We start from the raw sequence: 15,083 nt of genomic DNA, 5'->3' as shown, positions 1-15,083 counted from the left end.
TCCTCTTTTCCATTCGCAGTCGCGCCACCGGATCGGGGCCCGAATACGAAACGCGGACAAGGACGGTCGACCGCGTGCGAACGCGATCGGCAGTCCGGAAGCGAGCCTAGTCCGCCGCCGATTAATATAAGGTAATATAAGGGTCAGGCGGCCGCGTCGCCCGCGCGCCGGAGCTCGGCGTCGCCGGCGCGCCGGAGTTCGGCGCGGAGGCCGCTCCGCCCCGTCCGTCCTCCCAGATGCAGGCTCCAGCCGATGCGCGCCGCCGCCGCCTCGACGATGGCGAGGCCGAGCCCGCTGCCGACGGGGCTGCGGCTTCGGCCGCGATAAAAACGCTGGCGGACATGCGGCAACTCGTCGGCGTCGATGCCCGGCCCCTCGTCCTCGACCATCACGCCGAGCCCGTCGGGCGTGAAGCCCCAGGTCACCGTGCCGCCGGGCGGACTGTGCTGGACCGCGTTCTCATGCAGGTTGCGCAGCGCGATCGTCAGCATTTCGCGGTCGCTCGGCACCCGGCGATCATAGAGCAAGGGATCGACGACCACGCGGCAGCCGGGCGCCGGGCCGCCGATGACGCGGATCTCGTCGATGATGTCGCCGAGGCTGATAGGCGAGGCCGGCGGGGTCGACGAGCCGGCGTCGAGCCTGGCGAGCACCAGCAGCTGGCGCACCAGCCGCGTCGTGCGGTCGACGGAGGAGAGGATCTGCCGCAGCGCGCCGTTGCGGATCTCGTCGTCGGTGGTGGCGAGCGCGATCTGCGTCTGCGTCTTCAGCCCGGCGAGCGGCGTCTTCAATTCATGCGCGGCGAAGGCGGTGACCTCGCGCTCCTGCTGGCGCGCCGCCTCGACCTTGGCGAAGAGCGCGTTCAACGCGTCGGCGAGCGGGCGGATCTCCGCCGGCGCGTGGCTGGCGTCGATCGGGCGCATGTCCTCGGCGTCGCGCCCCTCGAGCGCCCGGGTGATGTCGCGGAGCGGGCTGAGGCCCCGGCCGAGGCTGATCCAGATCAGGAGGCCGAGCAGCGGCGCCACCAGCAGCGTCGGCCACAGCAGGCCCTTGATCAGGTCGGCGATCAGCCGGTCGCGCAGGCTGAGCCGGTCGCCGACCATGACGCGAACGCCCTTGGCGGCGTCGTCGACGGTGAAGATCCGCCAGCGCACGCCGTCGATGATCCGCTCCGAGAAGCCGGGCGCGGGCCCGGCGAGCTGCTCGTCCGGGGCGCCGGAGGAGCGGGCGATCAGCCGGCCGTCGAGCGACCAGATCTGGCAGGACAACTGGCGGGCATAGGAATCGCCCGGAAGCGTCGCCGCCGGCTCGCCCGGAGCCGGCAGGCGACCGGAAACCAGCGAATCCACCATGCGCGCCGCTTCCTGGAGCCGCGTGTCGAGCACGTGTTCCACCTCGACGCGGCTGACCTGGTAGATCCAGACGACGGCCGAGAGCCAGATCACGCCGGTCGCGAGCAGAAGGATCAGGAAAAGGCGGCGGCGCAGCGAGTTCATGCGTCGCTTCTCATCCGGTAGCCGAGCCCGCGCACCGTCTCGATGGCGGCGCGGCCGATCTTGGCGCGGAGATTGTGGACGTGCACCTCGACGGCATTGCTCTCGACCTCCTCGTGCCAGCCATAGAGCCGGTCCTCGATATCGGCCTTGGAGCGGATGATGCCCGGCCGCTCCATCAGGAGCGACAGCACGGCGAATTCGCGCCGTGACAACGGGATGTCGACGCCTTCGAGGGCGGCGGTCATCGCGGCGGGATCGAGGATCAGCCCGCCCGCGACCAGCATCGGCGCCGCCCGTCCGCCGGCGCGGCGGGCGATGGCGCGGATGCGCGCCGCCAGCTCGTCGAGATCGAACGGCTTGCTCAGATAATCGTCGGCGCCGCCGTCGAGCCCGCGAATGCGGTCGGAAACCTCGTCGAGCGCGGTCAGCAGCAATACGGGCGTGCGGTCGCCCGCCCTGCGCATCTCCTTCAGCACGTCGAGGCCGGAGCCGTCCGGCAGCATGACGTCGAGCACGACGGCGTCGAAGTCGTGCCCGGCCAGCGCCGAGCGCGCGTCGCCGCAGCAACCGACCAGATCGGCGGTGGCGCCGGCAAGGCCCAGCCCGACTTTCAGCCCGTCCGCCAGGATCGGATCATCCTCGACCACCAGAATGCGCATCGTGTCTCCTTTGCGCCCCATCATGCCATGCCAGCTTAAGGCTGCCTTAAGGTGGAATTCAGAAGGGAGGCTCCATGACGAAAAGCATGAGCCCCCTGATGTCGCGATTCCTACCGTTCGAACGTGCGTTTTCCCATGCGCTGACGTTCACCGCCCTGCTTCTGCTGGCGGCACTGACTTTCCTGTCCCCGGCGGGCGCGCAGACGCCACCGGCGGCGGATGACGTGTTCTCGCTTTCCGCGAGCCGCGACGCCTCGGGCGATCTCAAGCTCGGCTGGACCATTGCCGACGGCAACTACCTCTATCGCGACAAGATCGGAGCCAGCGACGCGGACGGCGCTGCCGTCGCCGTCACGACGCCTTCCGGCGAGATGAAGGACGATCCGAATTTCGGGCCGACCGAGGTCTATCACCGCGAGGCCGAGGCGCGGATCCGGGCCGCCGATCTCGGCGACGGCGAGACGCTGACCGTCACCTTCCAGGGCTGCGCCGAGGCCGGCATCTGCTATCCGCCGACGCGCAGGACCATCGACCTCGCCACGCTTTCGGTCGGCGCGGCCGGCCCGGCCTTCAGCCTCGCGACGCCGAAATTCGACATGGCCAGCGTCGGCGGCGCCGACGAAGCGACGTCCGTGACGCCGGCGACTCCGGTCGAGGCCGATCCGGCGGACGCCGCCATCGGCACGACGCTGATGGCCGGCAACGCCGCCGTCATGCTCGTCGCCTTCCTCGGCTTCGGCCTGCTGCTGGCGCTCACCCCCTGCGTCTTCCCGATGATCCCGATCCTCTCCGGCATCATCGCCCGCTCCGGCGCCGACACCTCGGCGCGGCGCGGCTTTACCCTGTCGCTCGCCTATGTGCTGGCGATGGCCGTGGCCTATGGCCTGCTCGGAATCGTCGCCGCCTGGTCGGGCCAGAACCTCCAGGCCGCGCTGCAGACGCCCTGGGCGCTCGGGCTGATGAGCCTGGTTCTCGTCGCGCTCGCGCTCTCCATGTTCGGGCTCTACGACCTGCAGGCGCCGGCCTTCCTGTCACGTTTCCTGCAGCCGGCGACCGCCGGCAAGGGCGGCTCGCTGGCGGGCGCAGCCCTGCTCGGCTTCGGCTCGGCGCTGATCGTCGGCCCCTGCGTGACCCCGCCCCTCGCCGCCGCCCTCCTCTATGTCTCGCAGACCGGCGACGTCGCGCGCGGCGCCGGCGCGCTGTTCGCGCTCGGCCTCGGCATGGGCCTGCCGCTGATCGCCGTCGGCACCTTCGGCGCCGGCGTGCTGCCGCGCGCCGGCCCGTGGCTCGGCCGCATCAAGGGCATCTTCGGCATCGTCTTCCTCGGCCTCGCCATCGAGATGGCCGGCCGCGTGCTGCCCGGCTCGCTGACGCTCGCGCTCTGGGCACTGCTGGCGATCGGCACCGGCTTCGCCCTGACCGCCGCGCCACGCTCCCTGCCCGCCCGGCCGCTCATCGACCATCCGCGCCGGACGCTCGGCTTCGCCGCGCTGGTCTATGGCGCGGTGCTGATCATCGGCGCCAGTGCCGGCGCCGAGGACCCGTTGCGGCCGCTCGCCTTCCTGACCGAGGGCCGGACCACGACGGCGACGACCCGCCACGAGACGGCGATCCGCGTCAGCTCGCCCGCGGCGATGGACGCGGCCATCACCAGCGCCCGCGCCGACGGCAAGCCGATCTTCGTTTCCTTCACGGCCGACTGGTGCACGGTCTGCAAGAGCAACGAGCGCAACGTCCTCGCCGACCCGGAGATCTCCGCCCGGCTGGAGCGGGCCTCGGTGATCCTCGCCGACGTCACCGCGACGACGCCCGACACCCAGGCGCTGATGCAGCGCTTCGGCGTCGTCGGGCCGCCCACCATGCTGATCCTCGACCCCGGGACCGGCACCGAAATCGAAGGCACGCGCAGCATCGGGGCGACAACGGCTGCGGCGTTTGGAAGCAGCTTGCGGCGCGCAGGCGTCTGAACATCGCCTCATCCCCCGGTTATAAGGAGACATCATGATCACCCGCCGCAACTTCTTTGCTTCGAGCGCTGCCGCCTTGGCCGTTGCCCCGCTGCTGGCCAGCCCCGCCTCCGCGCAGCAGGTCGACGTCAACGCGATCCTCAACGATCCGGAAGCGCCGGTCGGCGGCAATCCGAAGGGCGACGTCACCATCGTCGCCTATCTCGACTACAACTGCATCTACTGCAAGAAGTCCGCGCCCGAGCTGGAACGCGTCGTCAAGGAGGACGGCAACATCCGGGTGATCTACAAGGACTGGCCGATCCTCAGCAAATCCTCCGTCGTCGGCGCGCAGCTGGCGCTCGGCGCCAAGTACCAGGGCGGCTACGAGACGGCGCACAACGCGCTGATGAACGTCTCCGGCCGCAGGGCCTCGGAAGAGGACATGCTGAAGGCGATCCAGGCCACCCACCTCAATATGAAGCGCCTGCAGTCCGACCTCGACAATCATGGCCCTGCGATCACCGCGCTGCTCCAGCGCAACCTCGCCCAGGCCGAATCGCTGGGCCTGACCGGCACGCCGACCTTCCTGGTCGGGCCGTTCCGGACCGGCTCGCTCGACTATGCCGGCTTCAAGCAGGTCGTCGCCGACGCGCGCGAACGCCAGGCCAAATAACCGAAATCCGTTCCCCCAATCCCATGCCCATCCCAGCAGAAAGAAGCGCCATGTCGCTTTCCTCCCACCCGTCGCGCCGGAACTTCGTCGCCCTGGCACTGCTCCTGCCGGTCGTTACCGCCTGCGCCACCACGGGTCCGGTCGCCGAGGCGCCGCCGCGCCTCGACCCGGCCACCGTCAGCCGCTACGCCGCCATCGACGACGACAAGTTCCCGATTCCGGCCGTCGACCTGAAGCGCCTGCAGACGCGCAACATGCGCCAGGTGGTCAAGGATCCGACCGGCGAGCAGCCCGGCACGATCGTCGTCGATCCGCACAACCGCTTCCTCTACCTGGTGCAGGAAGACGGCCAGGCGCTGCGCTACGGCGTCGGCGTCGGCAAGGCCGGCCTCGAATTCACCGGCTCGGCGACGGTGCAGTACAAGCGGCAGTGGCCGCGCTGGACCCCGACGCAGGACATGATCAAGCGCGACCCCGAGCGCAACGCGAAGTGGGCCGGCGGCATGGAAGGCGGCCCGGAAAACCCGCTCGGCGCCCGCGCGCTCTACCTGTTCAAGAACGGCCAGGACACGCTCTACCGCATCCACGGCACCAACCAGCCCTGGTCGATCGGCCAGGCGGTCTCGTCCGGCTGCATTCGCATGATGAACCAGGACATCCTCGACCTGTACAATCGCGTGCCGTCCGGCTCCAAGGTCGTCGTCCTCGACAGCCCCGAGAGCCAGAGAGAAATGGCGCAGCTGCCGCCGGCGAATATCTAGTCCGCCTCGACCGGAGGCCGGTCGCGCCAGGCGCTGGCGAGATCGGCCTCGGTCAGCTCGTGCATCGCCCGGTGCAGGGCGATCCGGAACGGCGGCGCGTCGGCCGGCACCACCAGCACCACCGTCTCGCGCGGCGGACAGCCCGGCCGCGCGCAGGCAAGCTCATGCACCAGGACGCGCGCCGCCTCGTCGAGGCCGAGCGCGTCCCGCGTCCAGCCCTTGATCCGCGCCGCCGCCTCGACATTCTGCGCCGGCTCGCGCGGCGCGAACGGGTTTAAAAACCGCATCGCCTCACGCCGCCCGGCCGCGCCGCCAGTCCGGGAACGGATCGTCGAGATCGCGGAACGCGGCGATGTCGAAGCGGGCCGGATCCGACGAGCCGACCAGGCACGTATCGAGCGCCGCCCGGATCGCCGCCTCGTCGAGCTGGCGACCGATGAAGACCAGCTCCTGCCGGCGATCGCCGAAGGCCGGCGCCCAGTTCCGCTTCAACCGCGCCTGCCATTCGGCGTCGTCCGGCCAGCGCTCCTTCGGCACCGCCGCCCACCAGAAGCCCATCGGACCCGTGCGGCAGAGCGATCCGGCGAGACTCATGTCGCCCACCCATTCGGGTCGCGTCGCCAGCCAGAACAGCCCCTTCGCCCGGATGAGCCCCGGCCAGCTCGCCGCCAGAAACGCCTGAAATCGGGCCGGGTGAAACGGCCTCCGCGCCCGGTAGACGAAGCTCGATATGCCGTATTCCTCGGTCTCCGGCACATGGTCGCGAAAGCCGTTCAGTTCCTTGAACCAGAGCGGATGCTCCTCGGCCCGGTCCGGATCGAACAGTCCGGTGCCGAGCACGTCGCCGATCGCCACCCGGCCGAAGGCGGCAAAGACGATGCGCGCGTCGGGATTGAGCGCCCGGACGATGGTCGCGACCAGATCGCGCTCGTGCGGCTCGACGTCCTCGGCCTTGTTGATGACAACGACATCGGCGAACTCGATCTGCTCGACCAGGAGATCGACCAGCGCGCGCTCGTCGCCCTCCCCCGCCGTCTCGCCGCGATCGCGCAAGAGATCCCGGCTGGAATAATCATTCAGGAGGTTCACCGCGTCGACGACGGTCACCATGGTGTCGAGCCTTGCGACGTCGGCGAGCGATGCGCCTTCCTCGTCGCGGAACTCGAAGGTGGCGGCGATCGGCAGCGGCTCGGCGATGCCGGTTCCCTCGATCAGCAGATAGTCGAACCGTCCCTCGGCGGCGAGCGCCCGGACTTCCTGGAGCAGGTCGTCGCGCAGCGTGCAGCAGATGCAGCCGTTCGACATCTCGACCAGCTGTTCCTCGGTGCGCGAGAGGTTCGCTCCGCCATCGCGCACGAGCCCGGCGTCGATGTTCACCTCGCTCATGTCGTTGACGATGACGGCGACGCGCCGGCCTTCGCGATTATTGAGGATGTGGTTCAGCAGCGTGGTCTTGCCGGCGCCGAGAAAGCCGGAGAGTACGGTGACGGGCAGACGGCCGTCGGCGTCGATGGGGGGCATCGCGCAGTTTCCATGTTATGTTATAACATAACACTTCTACGAAAGGATCCGCCGCCTGGCAAGCGGCTTCGGCGAACCGCCAGTCGTCACGACAAACAAAAGGGGCCGCGCGAGGCGGCCCCTTCAGGGAGGTGGAAACGAAAAAGGCGGCCCGATGGGCCGCCTTTCCGGTACCGATCCCAGCGGATCAGAACTTGTAGTTCAGACCAGCCTTGATGACGTTGGTCGTCAGGTCGGCCTTGATGCCGTTGGTGGCGTTCTCGAAGTAGGTCTTCGAGCCGAGGTCGACGTAGTTGTACTCGAGCAGGCCGGTGATGTTGTGGGTGAAGGCATACTCGGCGCCGACGCCAGCCGTCCAACCAACGTGCCACTTCGAATCGTCGACCGAGCCGATCGGGGTGTTGACGTCGATCTTCGACTGGCCGTAGGCGACACCGCCCTTGCCGTAGACGAGGAAGTTGTCGAAGGCGTAGCCAACGCGAGCGGTCGTCGAACCGAGCCACTCGAGCTTGTTCTCGGCCGTGGCGCCGAGGAAGTTCTGGTCGCCGATCTTCGCCGAGGTGTAGGCGAAGTCGGTCTGGGCGCCGATCACGATGTTGTCGATCTGGTAGTTGTAGCCGGCCTGCGCGCCACCGATGAAGCCGGTGTTCTTGTCGCTGCCGATGTCGACGCCGGTGAAGCTGTAGTCGCCATCCAGGATCGCGGCGCCGGCGTGCACGCCGAGGTAGAAGCCGGTCCAGTTGAAGGCGGCCGGGGCCGCGGCGGCGACCGGAGCGGGCTCGTAGGTCAGGTCGGCGGCCTGGGCGGTGAGGCCCAGGGCAAACAGCGAAACGGACGCGAGAGCGGAAACGCGGAGGATGTTCATCGGGGGCTCCATGCAAGAACGTGAGCGAGTTATATCACAGCCCAACCGAATTAGTGTTGTCGCCGAGCCACAGCAAGAAGCTGAAACTAGGCAGAGAATTCAGTTCCTTAGCTCGTCAAATACATAGAAAGACAACGCAATTAACATTGATAATCGGAGACATGATTTCCGAATTGTGAACCGCCGAGCGCCCTTTCGCATCGACCCAAAACGAAAAAGGCGGCCCGATGGGCCGCCTTTCCGGTACCAATCCGAAAGTCGGATTAGAACTTGTAGTTCAGACCAGCCTTGATGACGTTCGACGTCAGGTCGGCCTTGACGCCGCCGCCGACGACGTTCTCGAAGTAGGTCTTGGAGCCGAGGTCGACGTAGTTGTACTCGACCAGGCCGGTGATGTTCTGGGTGAAGGCGTATTCAGCGCCGACGCCAGCCGTCCAACCAACGTGCCACTTCGACTCGTCGAACGAACCGACCGGGGTGTTGGCGTCGATCTTCGACTCGCCGTAGGCGACACCGCCCTTGCCGTAGACCAGGAAGTTGTCGAAGGCGTAGCCGACGCGAGCGGTCGTGGTGCCGAGCCAATCGAGCTTGTTGTCAGCCGAGTAGCCGAGGTACGAGTCGCCGATCTTCGCCGAGGTGTAGGCGAGGTCCGTCTGGGCGCCGATCACGATGTTGTCGATCTGGTAGTTGTAACCAGCCTGGACGCCACCGATGAAGCCGGTGTTGGACTCGCTGCCGATGTCGAAGCCGTTGACCGTGTAGTCGCCCTTGGTGATCGCGGCGCCGGCGTGCACGCCGAGGTAGAAGCCGGTCCAGTTGAAGGCGGCCGGGGCAGCGGCAGCGACCGGAGCGGGCTCGTAGGTCAGGTCAGCGGCCTGGGCGGTGACGCCGAGGGCCAGCAGCGAGACGGAAGCGAGAGCGGAAATGCGGAGGATGTTCATCGGGGAGCTCCATTGAATAACGTGAGCTAGCTATATCACAGCCCATCCGAATTAGTGTTGTCGCCGAGACACAGCGAGAGTTTGAATCAAAGCAGTGAAATCGGCCTCGCCACAATATCTCCACACTTGGATCCAGATTCGGCCGGCTTTCGCAGGCGGCGTCCGAAATGTCGCCACATTCCAGCGATTTCGGATGGAAAACTGCAAGATTGTCGCAGGGCGCGACTCAGGCGCGGCGACTCGGGGAGACTCGCACGGAAGCCAAATCTGATCTGCCTCCACTCAATACATAGGAAGGCAATGTAATTAACGTGGATAATCGGAAACATCGTTTCCGATTGCTTAACGACCAAGCCACGGCTTTTCGCGCCCCAAGTGTGCCGTTGCACTGCAGCTTGCCGGGCGCGGGCTTTGACATCGGCTCCGGCCGAATGGCGAACTTTCCTACATCGTGCTAAAGAAACGTGCTGCGGATCGACCTGCGACAGGCCGGTCAAAGCCAGTAAGCGCCGGATTCTTCGTCGCATTTCGACTGCCGCCACGCATGCAATGCCCTGCTTGAAATGAAGAGCCGCGCCGGCGACCGAGGTCGTCCGGCCCGGACGAGCCTCCGGGGGGAGCTCCATGACAAGCCATCGCAGCCGGATTCTGGTGACGGGCGGGTCGGGCTTCGTCGGCAGGGCGCTGGTGCGCCTGCTCATCGCCCACCACGACGTCCTGGTGCTGGACGCGCTCCATTTCGGGCGCGAGCGCTTTTCCGCCGACGAGCGCGAGCAATTCATCCTGGTCGAGGGGGATATCCGCGACGGCCCCCTCGTCGCCGGCACGATGGACGCCTTCGCGCCCGAGATCATCCTGCACCTCGCCGCCACCCATTTCATCCCTGAATGCGAGCGGGATCCGCTCACGGCGGTGACGGTCAATCTCGCCGGCACGGTCAACCTGCTTCGGGCGGCGCCCGCCGGATGCCGCTTCGTGCTGGTGAGCAGCGGCGCCGTCTATCGCCCGGCCGAAAGCCCGCATGTCGAGGATCGCTCGGCGCTCGGCCCGGTCGACCTCTACGGACTGACCAAGTTCCAGGCCGAGCAATATCTCGCCCATTTCGCCCGCGGTCGCGATTTCAGCGGTATCGCCGCGCGGCTCTTCAACGTCGTCGGCCCCGGCGAGACCAATCCCCATCTGCTGCCGGAAATCGTCTGGCAGATCCGGAGCGGCCGGCGGTTGCTGCGGCTCGGCAATCTCTGGCCGAAGCGCGACTATATCCATGTCGACGACGCCGCTTCCGGCCTCGCCGCGCTGGCGCTCGCGGGCAACGTGCCGCGCGGCACCAGCCTCGCCGTCAATCTCGGCACCTCCGAATGCCATTCCGTCGCCGAGATCCTCGACAGGATGCGCGCCATCACCGGCCTCCATCTCGAAGCCGTTCCCGACGCCGCGCGGAACCGCGCTGTCGACCGACCGTTCCTCGCCGCCGACATCGGCCGGATCGGCCGGCGCTTCGGCTGGCGGCCGCGCCGGACGATCGACGACAGCCTGCGCGATCTCTGGAACCGGCCGGATTTCAGCCCGCTTCTGTTCGAGCGCCCGCTCGAACCGGCCGGGGTGACCTGATGCGGATCGCGCTCCTGACCGAGCTCTTCCCGCCCAGCCTCGGCGGCCAGGAACTGTTCTTCGCCGGCCTCGGCCGAGCGCTCGCGGCGCGCGGCCACGAGGTCGAGATCTTCTGCGTCGCGCATGCCGAGGGGCTCGCCGCCGAGGAAGCGGTCGACGGGCTGCGAATCTACCGGCATCCGGTGGCGCCGACCTATACGTCGCCGCCGCGCGCCTGGATGAAACGGAGCTGGCCGGCGATTTTCCGCTACGCGCTCTGGACCCGCCGCCGGCTTCGCGGCGGGGGGCATGATCTCGTGCTCCTCAATCAATGGCCGCTGCTGCACGCCGTGACCTTGCCGCGCGCGGCGCGGCGGCGGGCGATCCTGCACTGGTGCGAGGTTCGCGACGACCCGTTCCACCGGACGATCCAGCGCTGGCTGCCCCGCCTCACGGCCGACAACGCCGCCATCAGCGAGGCCGTCGCCACGGCGATCTCAGCGGCCTCCGGCCGGCCCTTCTTCGTGCTGCCGAGCGGCCTCGATCTCGCAGCCTATGCCGTACCGGCCGCCGCGTCCCGGCGGGGGCTTCTTTCGCTCGGCCGCGTCGCCGCGCACAAGAACCTGCCGCTCCTCGTCGCGGCGTTCGAGGCGCTGCGGGAGCGCGGCTATCCGGACCGGCTGACCATCGCCGGCGACGGCCCCGCCATGCCGGAGCTTCAAAGCCGCGTCGCCGCCTCGCCGGTGCGCCAGGAGATCGACATCCTCGGCACGGTCGACGACGCCACCCGCGCCCGCCTGCTCGCCGAGAGCGCATTGCTGATGCTGACCAGCCGGCGCGAAGGATTTCCGCGCGTCGTCGCCGAAGCGATGGCGAGCGGGCTGCCGGTCGTCACCACCGGCGATCCCGGCAATGGCGCGCAGACCATCGTCGCCGCTTCCGGCTGCGGCGTCGTCGCGCGCGCGGATCCGCAGAATCTCGCCGAGGCGGCGGAGGCCGCGCTCGCCGATGCCGGCCGCCACGCCGAGGCCGGCCGCGCCTATGCCGCGTCGCTCGACTGGGACCGGATCGCGGCCCTACTCGAACAGCGGGCGGAGAGATTGCCGCGGCGGGCGGCGCAGGCCGGTCCCGCGAGCGCAGCCGCCGGGCAGGCTCGCTGATGCGCGCCGGAGCGACGGCCGACCCGGCGGGGCGATCGCTCGTCGCCCGGCATCCGCTCGTCACGCCGGTCGCCAATCTCGTCATCCGCGCCATGGGCCTCGCCATGCGCCTCGCCCTCCTCGTCTATCTCGCCCGCTATCTCGGCATCGACGCAGTCGGGAAGTTCGGGCTGATCCAGGGCGCGGCGGGCGTCACGCCGGTGGCGCTCGGCTGGGGCGCCAGCTATTTCCTCGGCCGCGAGATCGTCGGCCGTCCCCCGGTCGAGGCCGGGCGGCGAGTGCGCGACCGGCTGGTCCTGACGGGGCTCAGCCTGGCGGCGGCGGGCTTGGCCTGCGCCGCGCTGATCGGCGCCGGCATCGTCACGCCGCCGGCCTCGCTTTTCCTCGTTGCGCCGATCCTCATTCTGGAGGCCTTCGCCTTCGACATCCATGTCGCGCTGATCAGCGTCGGCAAGCCGCTTGCCGCCAACTGGCTGCTCTTCATCCGCACCGGCGCCTGGGTCGTGCCGGCGGCCGGCCTCGGCATCCTGCTGCCGGAGCTCCGGACGCTCGATTTCGTGCTCATCTGCTGGCTCGCGGCGCTCGTTGCCAATTTCGCCGGGCTCGCCTTCGTCCTCCGCGCCTGGCCACTCGCCGCGATCGGCCGCGCTTCCGTAGACCGGGGCTGGATCCGCCGCCGCCTTCGCGAAGGCTGGCTGATCTATCTGAACGACCTCGCCCTCGTCGGCATGGTCTATCTCGACCGCTACATCGTCGACTGGTTCCTCGATCTCCGCGCCGTCGGCGTGTTCGTGCTGCACTGGTCGATCGCCAACGCGCTGCACGTCCTCGTCTCCGCGGCCATCGTGCAGGTATCGCTGCCCGATCTGGTCCAGGCGCGGCGGAACGGCGGGCCCGAGGCCTGGCGACGGGCGCTGGCCCGCATGATCGCCCGCGTCGCCGTCGCCGCGATCGCGCTTGGAACGCTCCTGCTCGTCGCCGCCGCCTTCGCCCTGCCCCGGCTTCTCGGTGCCGGCGCGCCGGTCGACGCCCGCCTGCTCGGCTGGATGCTCCTCGCCATGGCGGTCCGGCTGGTCGCCGACGCGGTGAATTACGGCCTCTACAGCCTCGGCCTCGATCGCCCGCTCGCGCTCATCAATCTCGGCGCCGCCCTCGCCTCGGCCATACTCGGCGTTCTGCTCGTCCACGCCTTCGGCCTGACCGGCACCGCGCTCGCCATGATCGCGACGGCTTCGCTGCTGCTCGTCTGCCGGTCGCTCGCGCTCGGCCGCTGGAAGAATGTCGCGATCGCGGAGCAGCCGGCATGAGCCGCCCGCGCATCCTGCACATACTCCCCGATGGAAGTCCTGGCGGCGGCGCCACCGCCGTGCTCGGGCTCTGCCGCGACCTGATCCGCTCCGGCGATTTCGACGTCTCGCTGGTCACCCGGCCGGGATCGTCGCTGCTCGCGGCGGCGACGGAGCAAGGGATCTCGACCGAGGCGCTCGACTTCTTCTCTGGCCGGCTCGACCCGCGTCTGCCAGGTCGCCTCGCCGAGCGGATCGACCGCATCCGACCCGACATCGTCCATGCCCATGGCGCCCGTGCCGGGCTGCCGCTGACATCGCCCCGGTTCCGGATGTCGCGCCCGCTCGTCTACACCGTCCACGGCTACCACCACGCTAACAAGCCGTTACCACTCCGCGCGCTCGGCCAGCTGGCCGAACGCCGCATCGCCGGTCATGCCCAAGCCGTCGTCTTCGTCGCCGGCGACGATCGTGACCGCGCCGACCGGGAAGCCATACTCAGCCGCGACGATCCGAGGGGCCATGGGATCCCGAACGGCATCGACCCCGCCGATTTCGCCGGCATCGAGCCGCTGGATCAACGCTTCGACTTGGTCTTCGCCGGCCGGGCCCACCCCCAGAAGAACCCGCTCTTCCTGGTCGACATCATGGAACGGCTTCGGGAGCATCTGGCCGGATCGGGCCTGCGGCTCCTGATGATCGGCGGCGGCCCGCTTGAGCCGGCGCTCAGGGCGCGGATCGCCGCCAGCCCGGCCCGTGCCGCGATTACATTGGCCGGTGCGCTGCCGCGCGCCGAGGTGCTGCGGGCGTTTCGCTCGGCCCGGCTGCTCGTGCTGCCGTCACTCTGGGAGGGGCATCCGATCGCGCCGATCGAGGCGCTGCATGTCGGCCTGCCGGTCGTCGCGTCGAAGATCGGCGGCACCAGCGACATCGTGATCGACGGCGAGACCGGCCGCCTCGTCGACGGCTTCGACCCGCGGGACTATGCCGCCGCGATCCTCGACCTGCTGGGCAATCCCGCCCGTCATGCCCGCCTGGCCGAGAACGGCCGCCATCTGGTGGCTTCGCGCTATCTGCGTAGCGGGGGATCGGCAGCCCATGCAAAACTCTATCACGCGCTGATGCGCCGACGCTGACCGAAAATAGGCAGGCGGATCAATACGCCCCAGTGCCGATCAGCGCCGCCGGCACGGTCCTCGCCAGAATGACGAGATCGCCGGCGAGGCTGACTTTCCTCGCATAATCGGCGTCGAATTCGAGGCGGGTCTGGTAGTCCGTGCGGGAGCGCCCGGACACCTGCCACAGCCCGGTCATGCCGGGGCGGCAGAGATAATAGGCCTCGAACAGCCGGTCGCCGGGGGCGGCGCTCGCGAATTCGATCTCGCCGCGTGGCCGCGGCCCGACAAGACTCATGTCGCCGCGCAGGACGTTGAAGAACTGCGGCAGCTCGTCGAGGCTGAACCGCCGCAGGAACCGCCCCATCCAGGTGATCCGGGGATCGCTTTCGATCTTGTAGGCCCGGGCATAGCGCGAGCGGGCCTCGGGACTACTCTGCAGGAACTCGTCGAGAATGGCGTCGGCGCCCGGCACCATGGTGCGGAACTTGTACATGTGGAAGCGCCGGCCGCCGGCTCCACGACGCGGCGCGACATAGAAGACCGGTCCGCCGCCGAGCCCGACCAGGAACGCGACGATCACGCCGACCGGCAGCAACAGCAGAATGGCGAAGGTCGCGACGCCGATGTCGAGACCCCGCTTCAACCGATAGCCCCGCGGCTTCGCCCTGGTCCCGACGCCGGTGGCCCGAGCCGCCGCTTCCGCGCTCGTCGCGCGGATCGATGAAGGTCCCATTCCCACCCCCCATTACGCAGAGGAATTGACACGGCCCCCTTGGCAAAGTCACATCGCGAACGTCGTCCGAATTGCGTCCGATTCTCACCCGTCATGTCTGGAATGCGCCTGATGACCGCCGAAAAGCCGGCCTTCGGCCCGGAGACGTCCGAAAGACGCAAAAGCCGAACGGCGCCGCTCGAACCCGGCGTGATCGGCAGGGCGCTCCTGCGCACGGCCGTCTATGCGGGCCTCATCGCCATCAGCATCCTGCTGTGGTGGGCGATCGGACGCCAATTGCTGTCCGACTGATCCCACGCACGAATTGCCGGCCCGACGGGCGCCCCGCTCG

Annotated in this window: 15 protein-coding genes; 8 read left to right on the top strand and 7 right to left on the bottom strand. The window is 68.7% G+C overall.

All coding sequences use genetic code 11. The features are described 5' to 3' along the window. Window positions 1-143: 143 nt before the first annotated feature. Both AC6HZP_RS02755 and AC6HZP_RS02750 read right to left on the bottom strand, forming a co-directional pair. A complete protein-coding gene (locus tag AC6HZP_RS02755) occupies window positions 144-1,496 on the bottom strand; it encodes an ATP-binding protein (RefSeq protein ID WP_497525295.1) in 1,353 nt (450 codons plus the stop codon). Next, a complete protein-coding gene (locus tag AC6HZP_RS02750) occupies window positions 1,493-2,155 on the bottom strand; it encodes a response regulator transcription factor (protein ID WP_497525294.1) in 663 nt (220 codons plus the stop codon). Before AC6HZP_RS02750 ends, AC6HZP_RS02755 begins: the two co-directional genes overlap by 4 nt. A gap of 98 nt (window positions 2,156-2,253) precedes the next feature. On the opposite strand from AC6HZP_RS02750, the gene dsbD reads away from it, so the two are divergent. From dsbD to AC6HZP_RS02735, 3 genes are read left to right on the top strand one after another with little or no spacing between them, the layout of a single operon-like run. Continuing rightward, complete coding sequence (dsbD, locus tag AC6HZP_RS02745) at window positions 2,254-4,122, top strand: protein-disulfide reductase DsbD (RefSeq protein ID WP_497525293.1); 1,869 nt, start codon at window positions 2,254-2,256, stop codon at window positions 4,120-4,122. Window positions 4,123-4,156: 34 nt separating this feature from the next. Continuing rightward, window positions 4,157-4,777 (top strand): DsbA family protein, encoded by a 621-nt coding sequence (locus tag AC6HZP_RS02740; protein ID WP_497525292.1) that lies wholly within the window; start codon window positions 4,157-4,159, stop codon window positions 4,775-4,777. Between the two features lie 50 nt (window positions 4,778-4,827). Further along, window positions 4,828-5,538: a L,D-transpeptidase gene (locus AC6HZP_RS02735; protein ID WP_201402118.1), complete on the top strand. Its 711-nt coding sequence runs from the start codon at window positions 4,828-4,830 to the stop codon at window positions 5,536-5,538. Here the strand turns inward: AC6HZP_RS02735 and AC6HZP_RS02730 are convergent. From AC6HZP_RS02730 to AC6HZP_RS02715, 4 genes are all read right to left on the bottom strand, one after another. Beyond that, window positions 5,535-5,825 (bottom strand): hypothetical protein, encoded by a 291-nt coding sequence (locus tag AC6HZP_RS02730; RefSeq protein ID WP_497525291.1) that lies wholly within the window; start codon window positions 5,823-5,825, stop codon window positions 5,535-5,537. The two genes, AC6HZP_RS02735 and AC6HZP_RS02730, sit on opposite strands and share 4 nt — an antisense overlap. 4 nt (window positions 5,826-5,829) lie before the next feature. Beyond that, window positions 5,830-7,059: a zinc metallochaperone GTPase ZigA gene (gene zigA, locus AC6HZP_RS02725; RefSeq protein WP_497525290.1), complete on the bottom strand. Its 1,230-nt coding sequence runs from the start codon at window positions 7,057-7,059 to the stop codon at window positions 5,830-5,832. 187 nt (window positions 7,060-7,246) lie between these two features. After that, window positions 7,247-7,924, bottom strand: coding sequence for an outer membrane protein (locus AC6HZP_RS02720; protein WP_497525289.1), 678 nt, complete (start codon window positions 7,922-7,924; stop codon window positions 7,247-7,249). 263 nt (window positions 7,925-8,187) lie between these two features. After that, window positions 8,188-8,865 (bottom strand): outer membrane protein, encoded by a 678-nt coding sequence (locus AC6HZP_RS02715; protein ID WP_201402114.1) that lies wholly within the window; start codon window positions 8,863-8,865, stop codon window positions 8,188-8,190. Between the two features lie 624 nt (window positions 8,866-9,489). Here AC6HZP_RS02715 and AC6HZP_RS02710 point away from each other — a divergent pair. Genes AC6HZP_RS02710 through AC6HZP_RS02695 form a run of 4 tightly spaced genes read left to right on the top strand, consistent with a single transcriptional unit; the run spans window position 9,490 to window position 14,037 of the window. After that, entirely contained in the window at window positions 9,490-10,476 is a 987-nt protein-coding gene (locus tag AC6HZP_RS02710; RefSeq protein ID WP_497525288.1) for an NAD-dependent epimerase/dehydratase family protein, read from the top strand. Next, window positions 10,476-11,615, top strand: coding sequence for a glycosyltransferase family 4 protein (locus tag AC6HZP_RS02705; RefSeq protein ID WP_497525287.1), 1,140 nt, complete (start codon window positions 10,476-10,478; stop codon window positions 11,613-11,615). The genes AC6HZP_RS02710 and AC6HZP_RS02705 overlap by 1 nt, the downstream gene beginning before the upstream one ends. After that, complete coding sequence (locus AC6HZP_RS02700) at window positions 11,615-12,922, top strand: lipopolysaccharide biosynthesis protein (RefSeq protein ID WP_497525286.1); 1,308 nt, start codon at window positions 11,615-11,617, stop codon at window positions 12,920-12,922. Before AC6HZP_RS02705 ends, AC6HZP_RS02700 begins: the two co-directional genes overlap by 1 nt. Beyond that, complete coding sequence (locus AC6HZP_RS02695) at window positions 12,919-14,037, top strand: glycosyltransferase family 4 protein (protein ID WP_497525285.1); 1,119 nt, start codon at window positions 12,919-12,921, stop codon at window positions 14,035-14,037. Before AC6HZP_RS02700 ends, AC6HZP_RS02695 begins: the two co-directional genes overlap by 4 nt. Before the next feature lie 19 nt (window positions 14,038-14,056). Here the strand turns inward: AC6HZP_RS02695 and AC6HZP_RS02690 are convergent, their stop codons facing one another. Continuing rightward, the gene (locus tag AC6HZP_RS02690) at window positions 14,057-14,662 is read right to left on the bottom strand and encodes a sugar transferase (RefSeq protein WP_497525284.1); all 606 of its coding nucleotides are present in this window, start codon (window positions 14,660-14,662) and stop codon (window positions 14,057-14,059) included. 201 nt (window positions 14,663-14,863) lie between these two features. Here AC6HZP_RS02690 and AC6HZP_RS02685 point away from each other — a divergent pair, with 201 nt between their 5' ends. Next, a complete protein-coding gene (locus AC6HZP_RS02685) occupies window positions 14,864-15,043 on the top strand; it encodes a hypothetical protein (protein WP_201402108.1) in 180 nt (59 codons plus the stop codon). Window positions 15,044-15,083: the final 40 nt, after the last annotated feature.

The sequence above is a fragment of the Kaistia sp. SLG-1 genome (assembly GCF_059699055.1).
This window is presented reverse-complemented; position numbering and strand designations above follow the sequence as displayed.

Coding starts and splice junctions, on each gene's coding strand:
- AC6HZP_RS02755 (WP_497525295.1), bottom strand. CDS start 1,496: ATGAACTCGCTGCGCCGCCGCCTTTTCCTGATCCTTCTGCTCGCGACC.
- AC6HZP_RS02750 (WP_497525294.1), bottom strand. CDS start 2,155: ATGCGCATTCTGGTGGTCGAGGATGATCCGATCCTGGCGGACGGGCTG.
- dsbD (WP_497525293.1), top strand. CDS start 2,254: ATGTCGCGATTCCTACCGTTCGAACGTGCGTTTTCCCATGCGCTGACG.
- AC6HZP_RS02740 (WP_497525292.1), top strand. CDS start 4,157: ATGATCACCCGCCGCAACTTCTTTGCTTCGAGCGCTGCCGCCTTGGCC.
- AC6HZP_RS02735 (WP_201402118.1), top strand. CDS start 4,828: ATGTCGCTTTCCTCCCACCCGTCGCGCCGGAACTTCGTCGCCCTGGCA.
- AC6HZP_RS02730 (WP_497525291.1), bottom strand. CDS start 5,825: ATGCGGTTTTTAAACCCGTTCGCGCCGCGCGAGCCGGCGCAGAATGTC.
- zigA (WP_497525290.1), bottom strand. CDS start 7,059: ATGCCCCCCATCGACGCCGACGGCCGTCTGCCCGTCACCGTACTCTCC.
- AC6HZP_RS02720 (WP_497525289.1), bottom strand. CDS start 7,924: ATGAACATCCTCCGCGTTTCCGCTCTCGCGTCCGTTTCGCTGTTTGCC.
- AC6HZP_RS02715 (WP_201402114.1), bottom strand. CDS start 8,865: ATGAACATCCTCCGCATTTCCGCTCTCGCTTCCGTCTCGCTGCTGGCC.
- AC6HZP_RS02710 (WP_497525288.1), top strand. CDS start 9,490: ATGACAAGCCATCGCAGCCGGATTCTGGTGACGGGCGGGTCGGGCTTC.
- AC6HZP_RS02705 (WP_497525287.1), top strand. CDS start 10,476: ATGCGGATCGCGCTCCTGACCGAGCTCTTCCCGCCCAGCCTCGGCGGC.
- AC6HZP_RS02700 (WP_497525286.1), top strand. CDS start 11,615: ATGCGCGCCGGAGCGACGGCCGACCCGGCGGGGCGATCGCTCGTCGCC.
- AC6HZP_RS02695 (WP_497525285.1), top strand. CDS start 12,919: ATGAGCCGCCCGCGCATCCTGCACATACTCCCCGATGGAAGTCCTGGC.
- AC6HZP_RS02685 (WP_201402108.1), top strand. CDS start 14,864: ATGACCGCCGAAAAGCCGGCCTTCGGCCCGGAGACGTCCGAAAGACGC.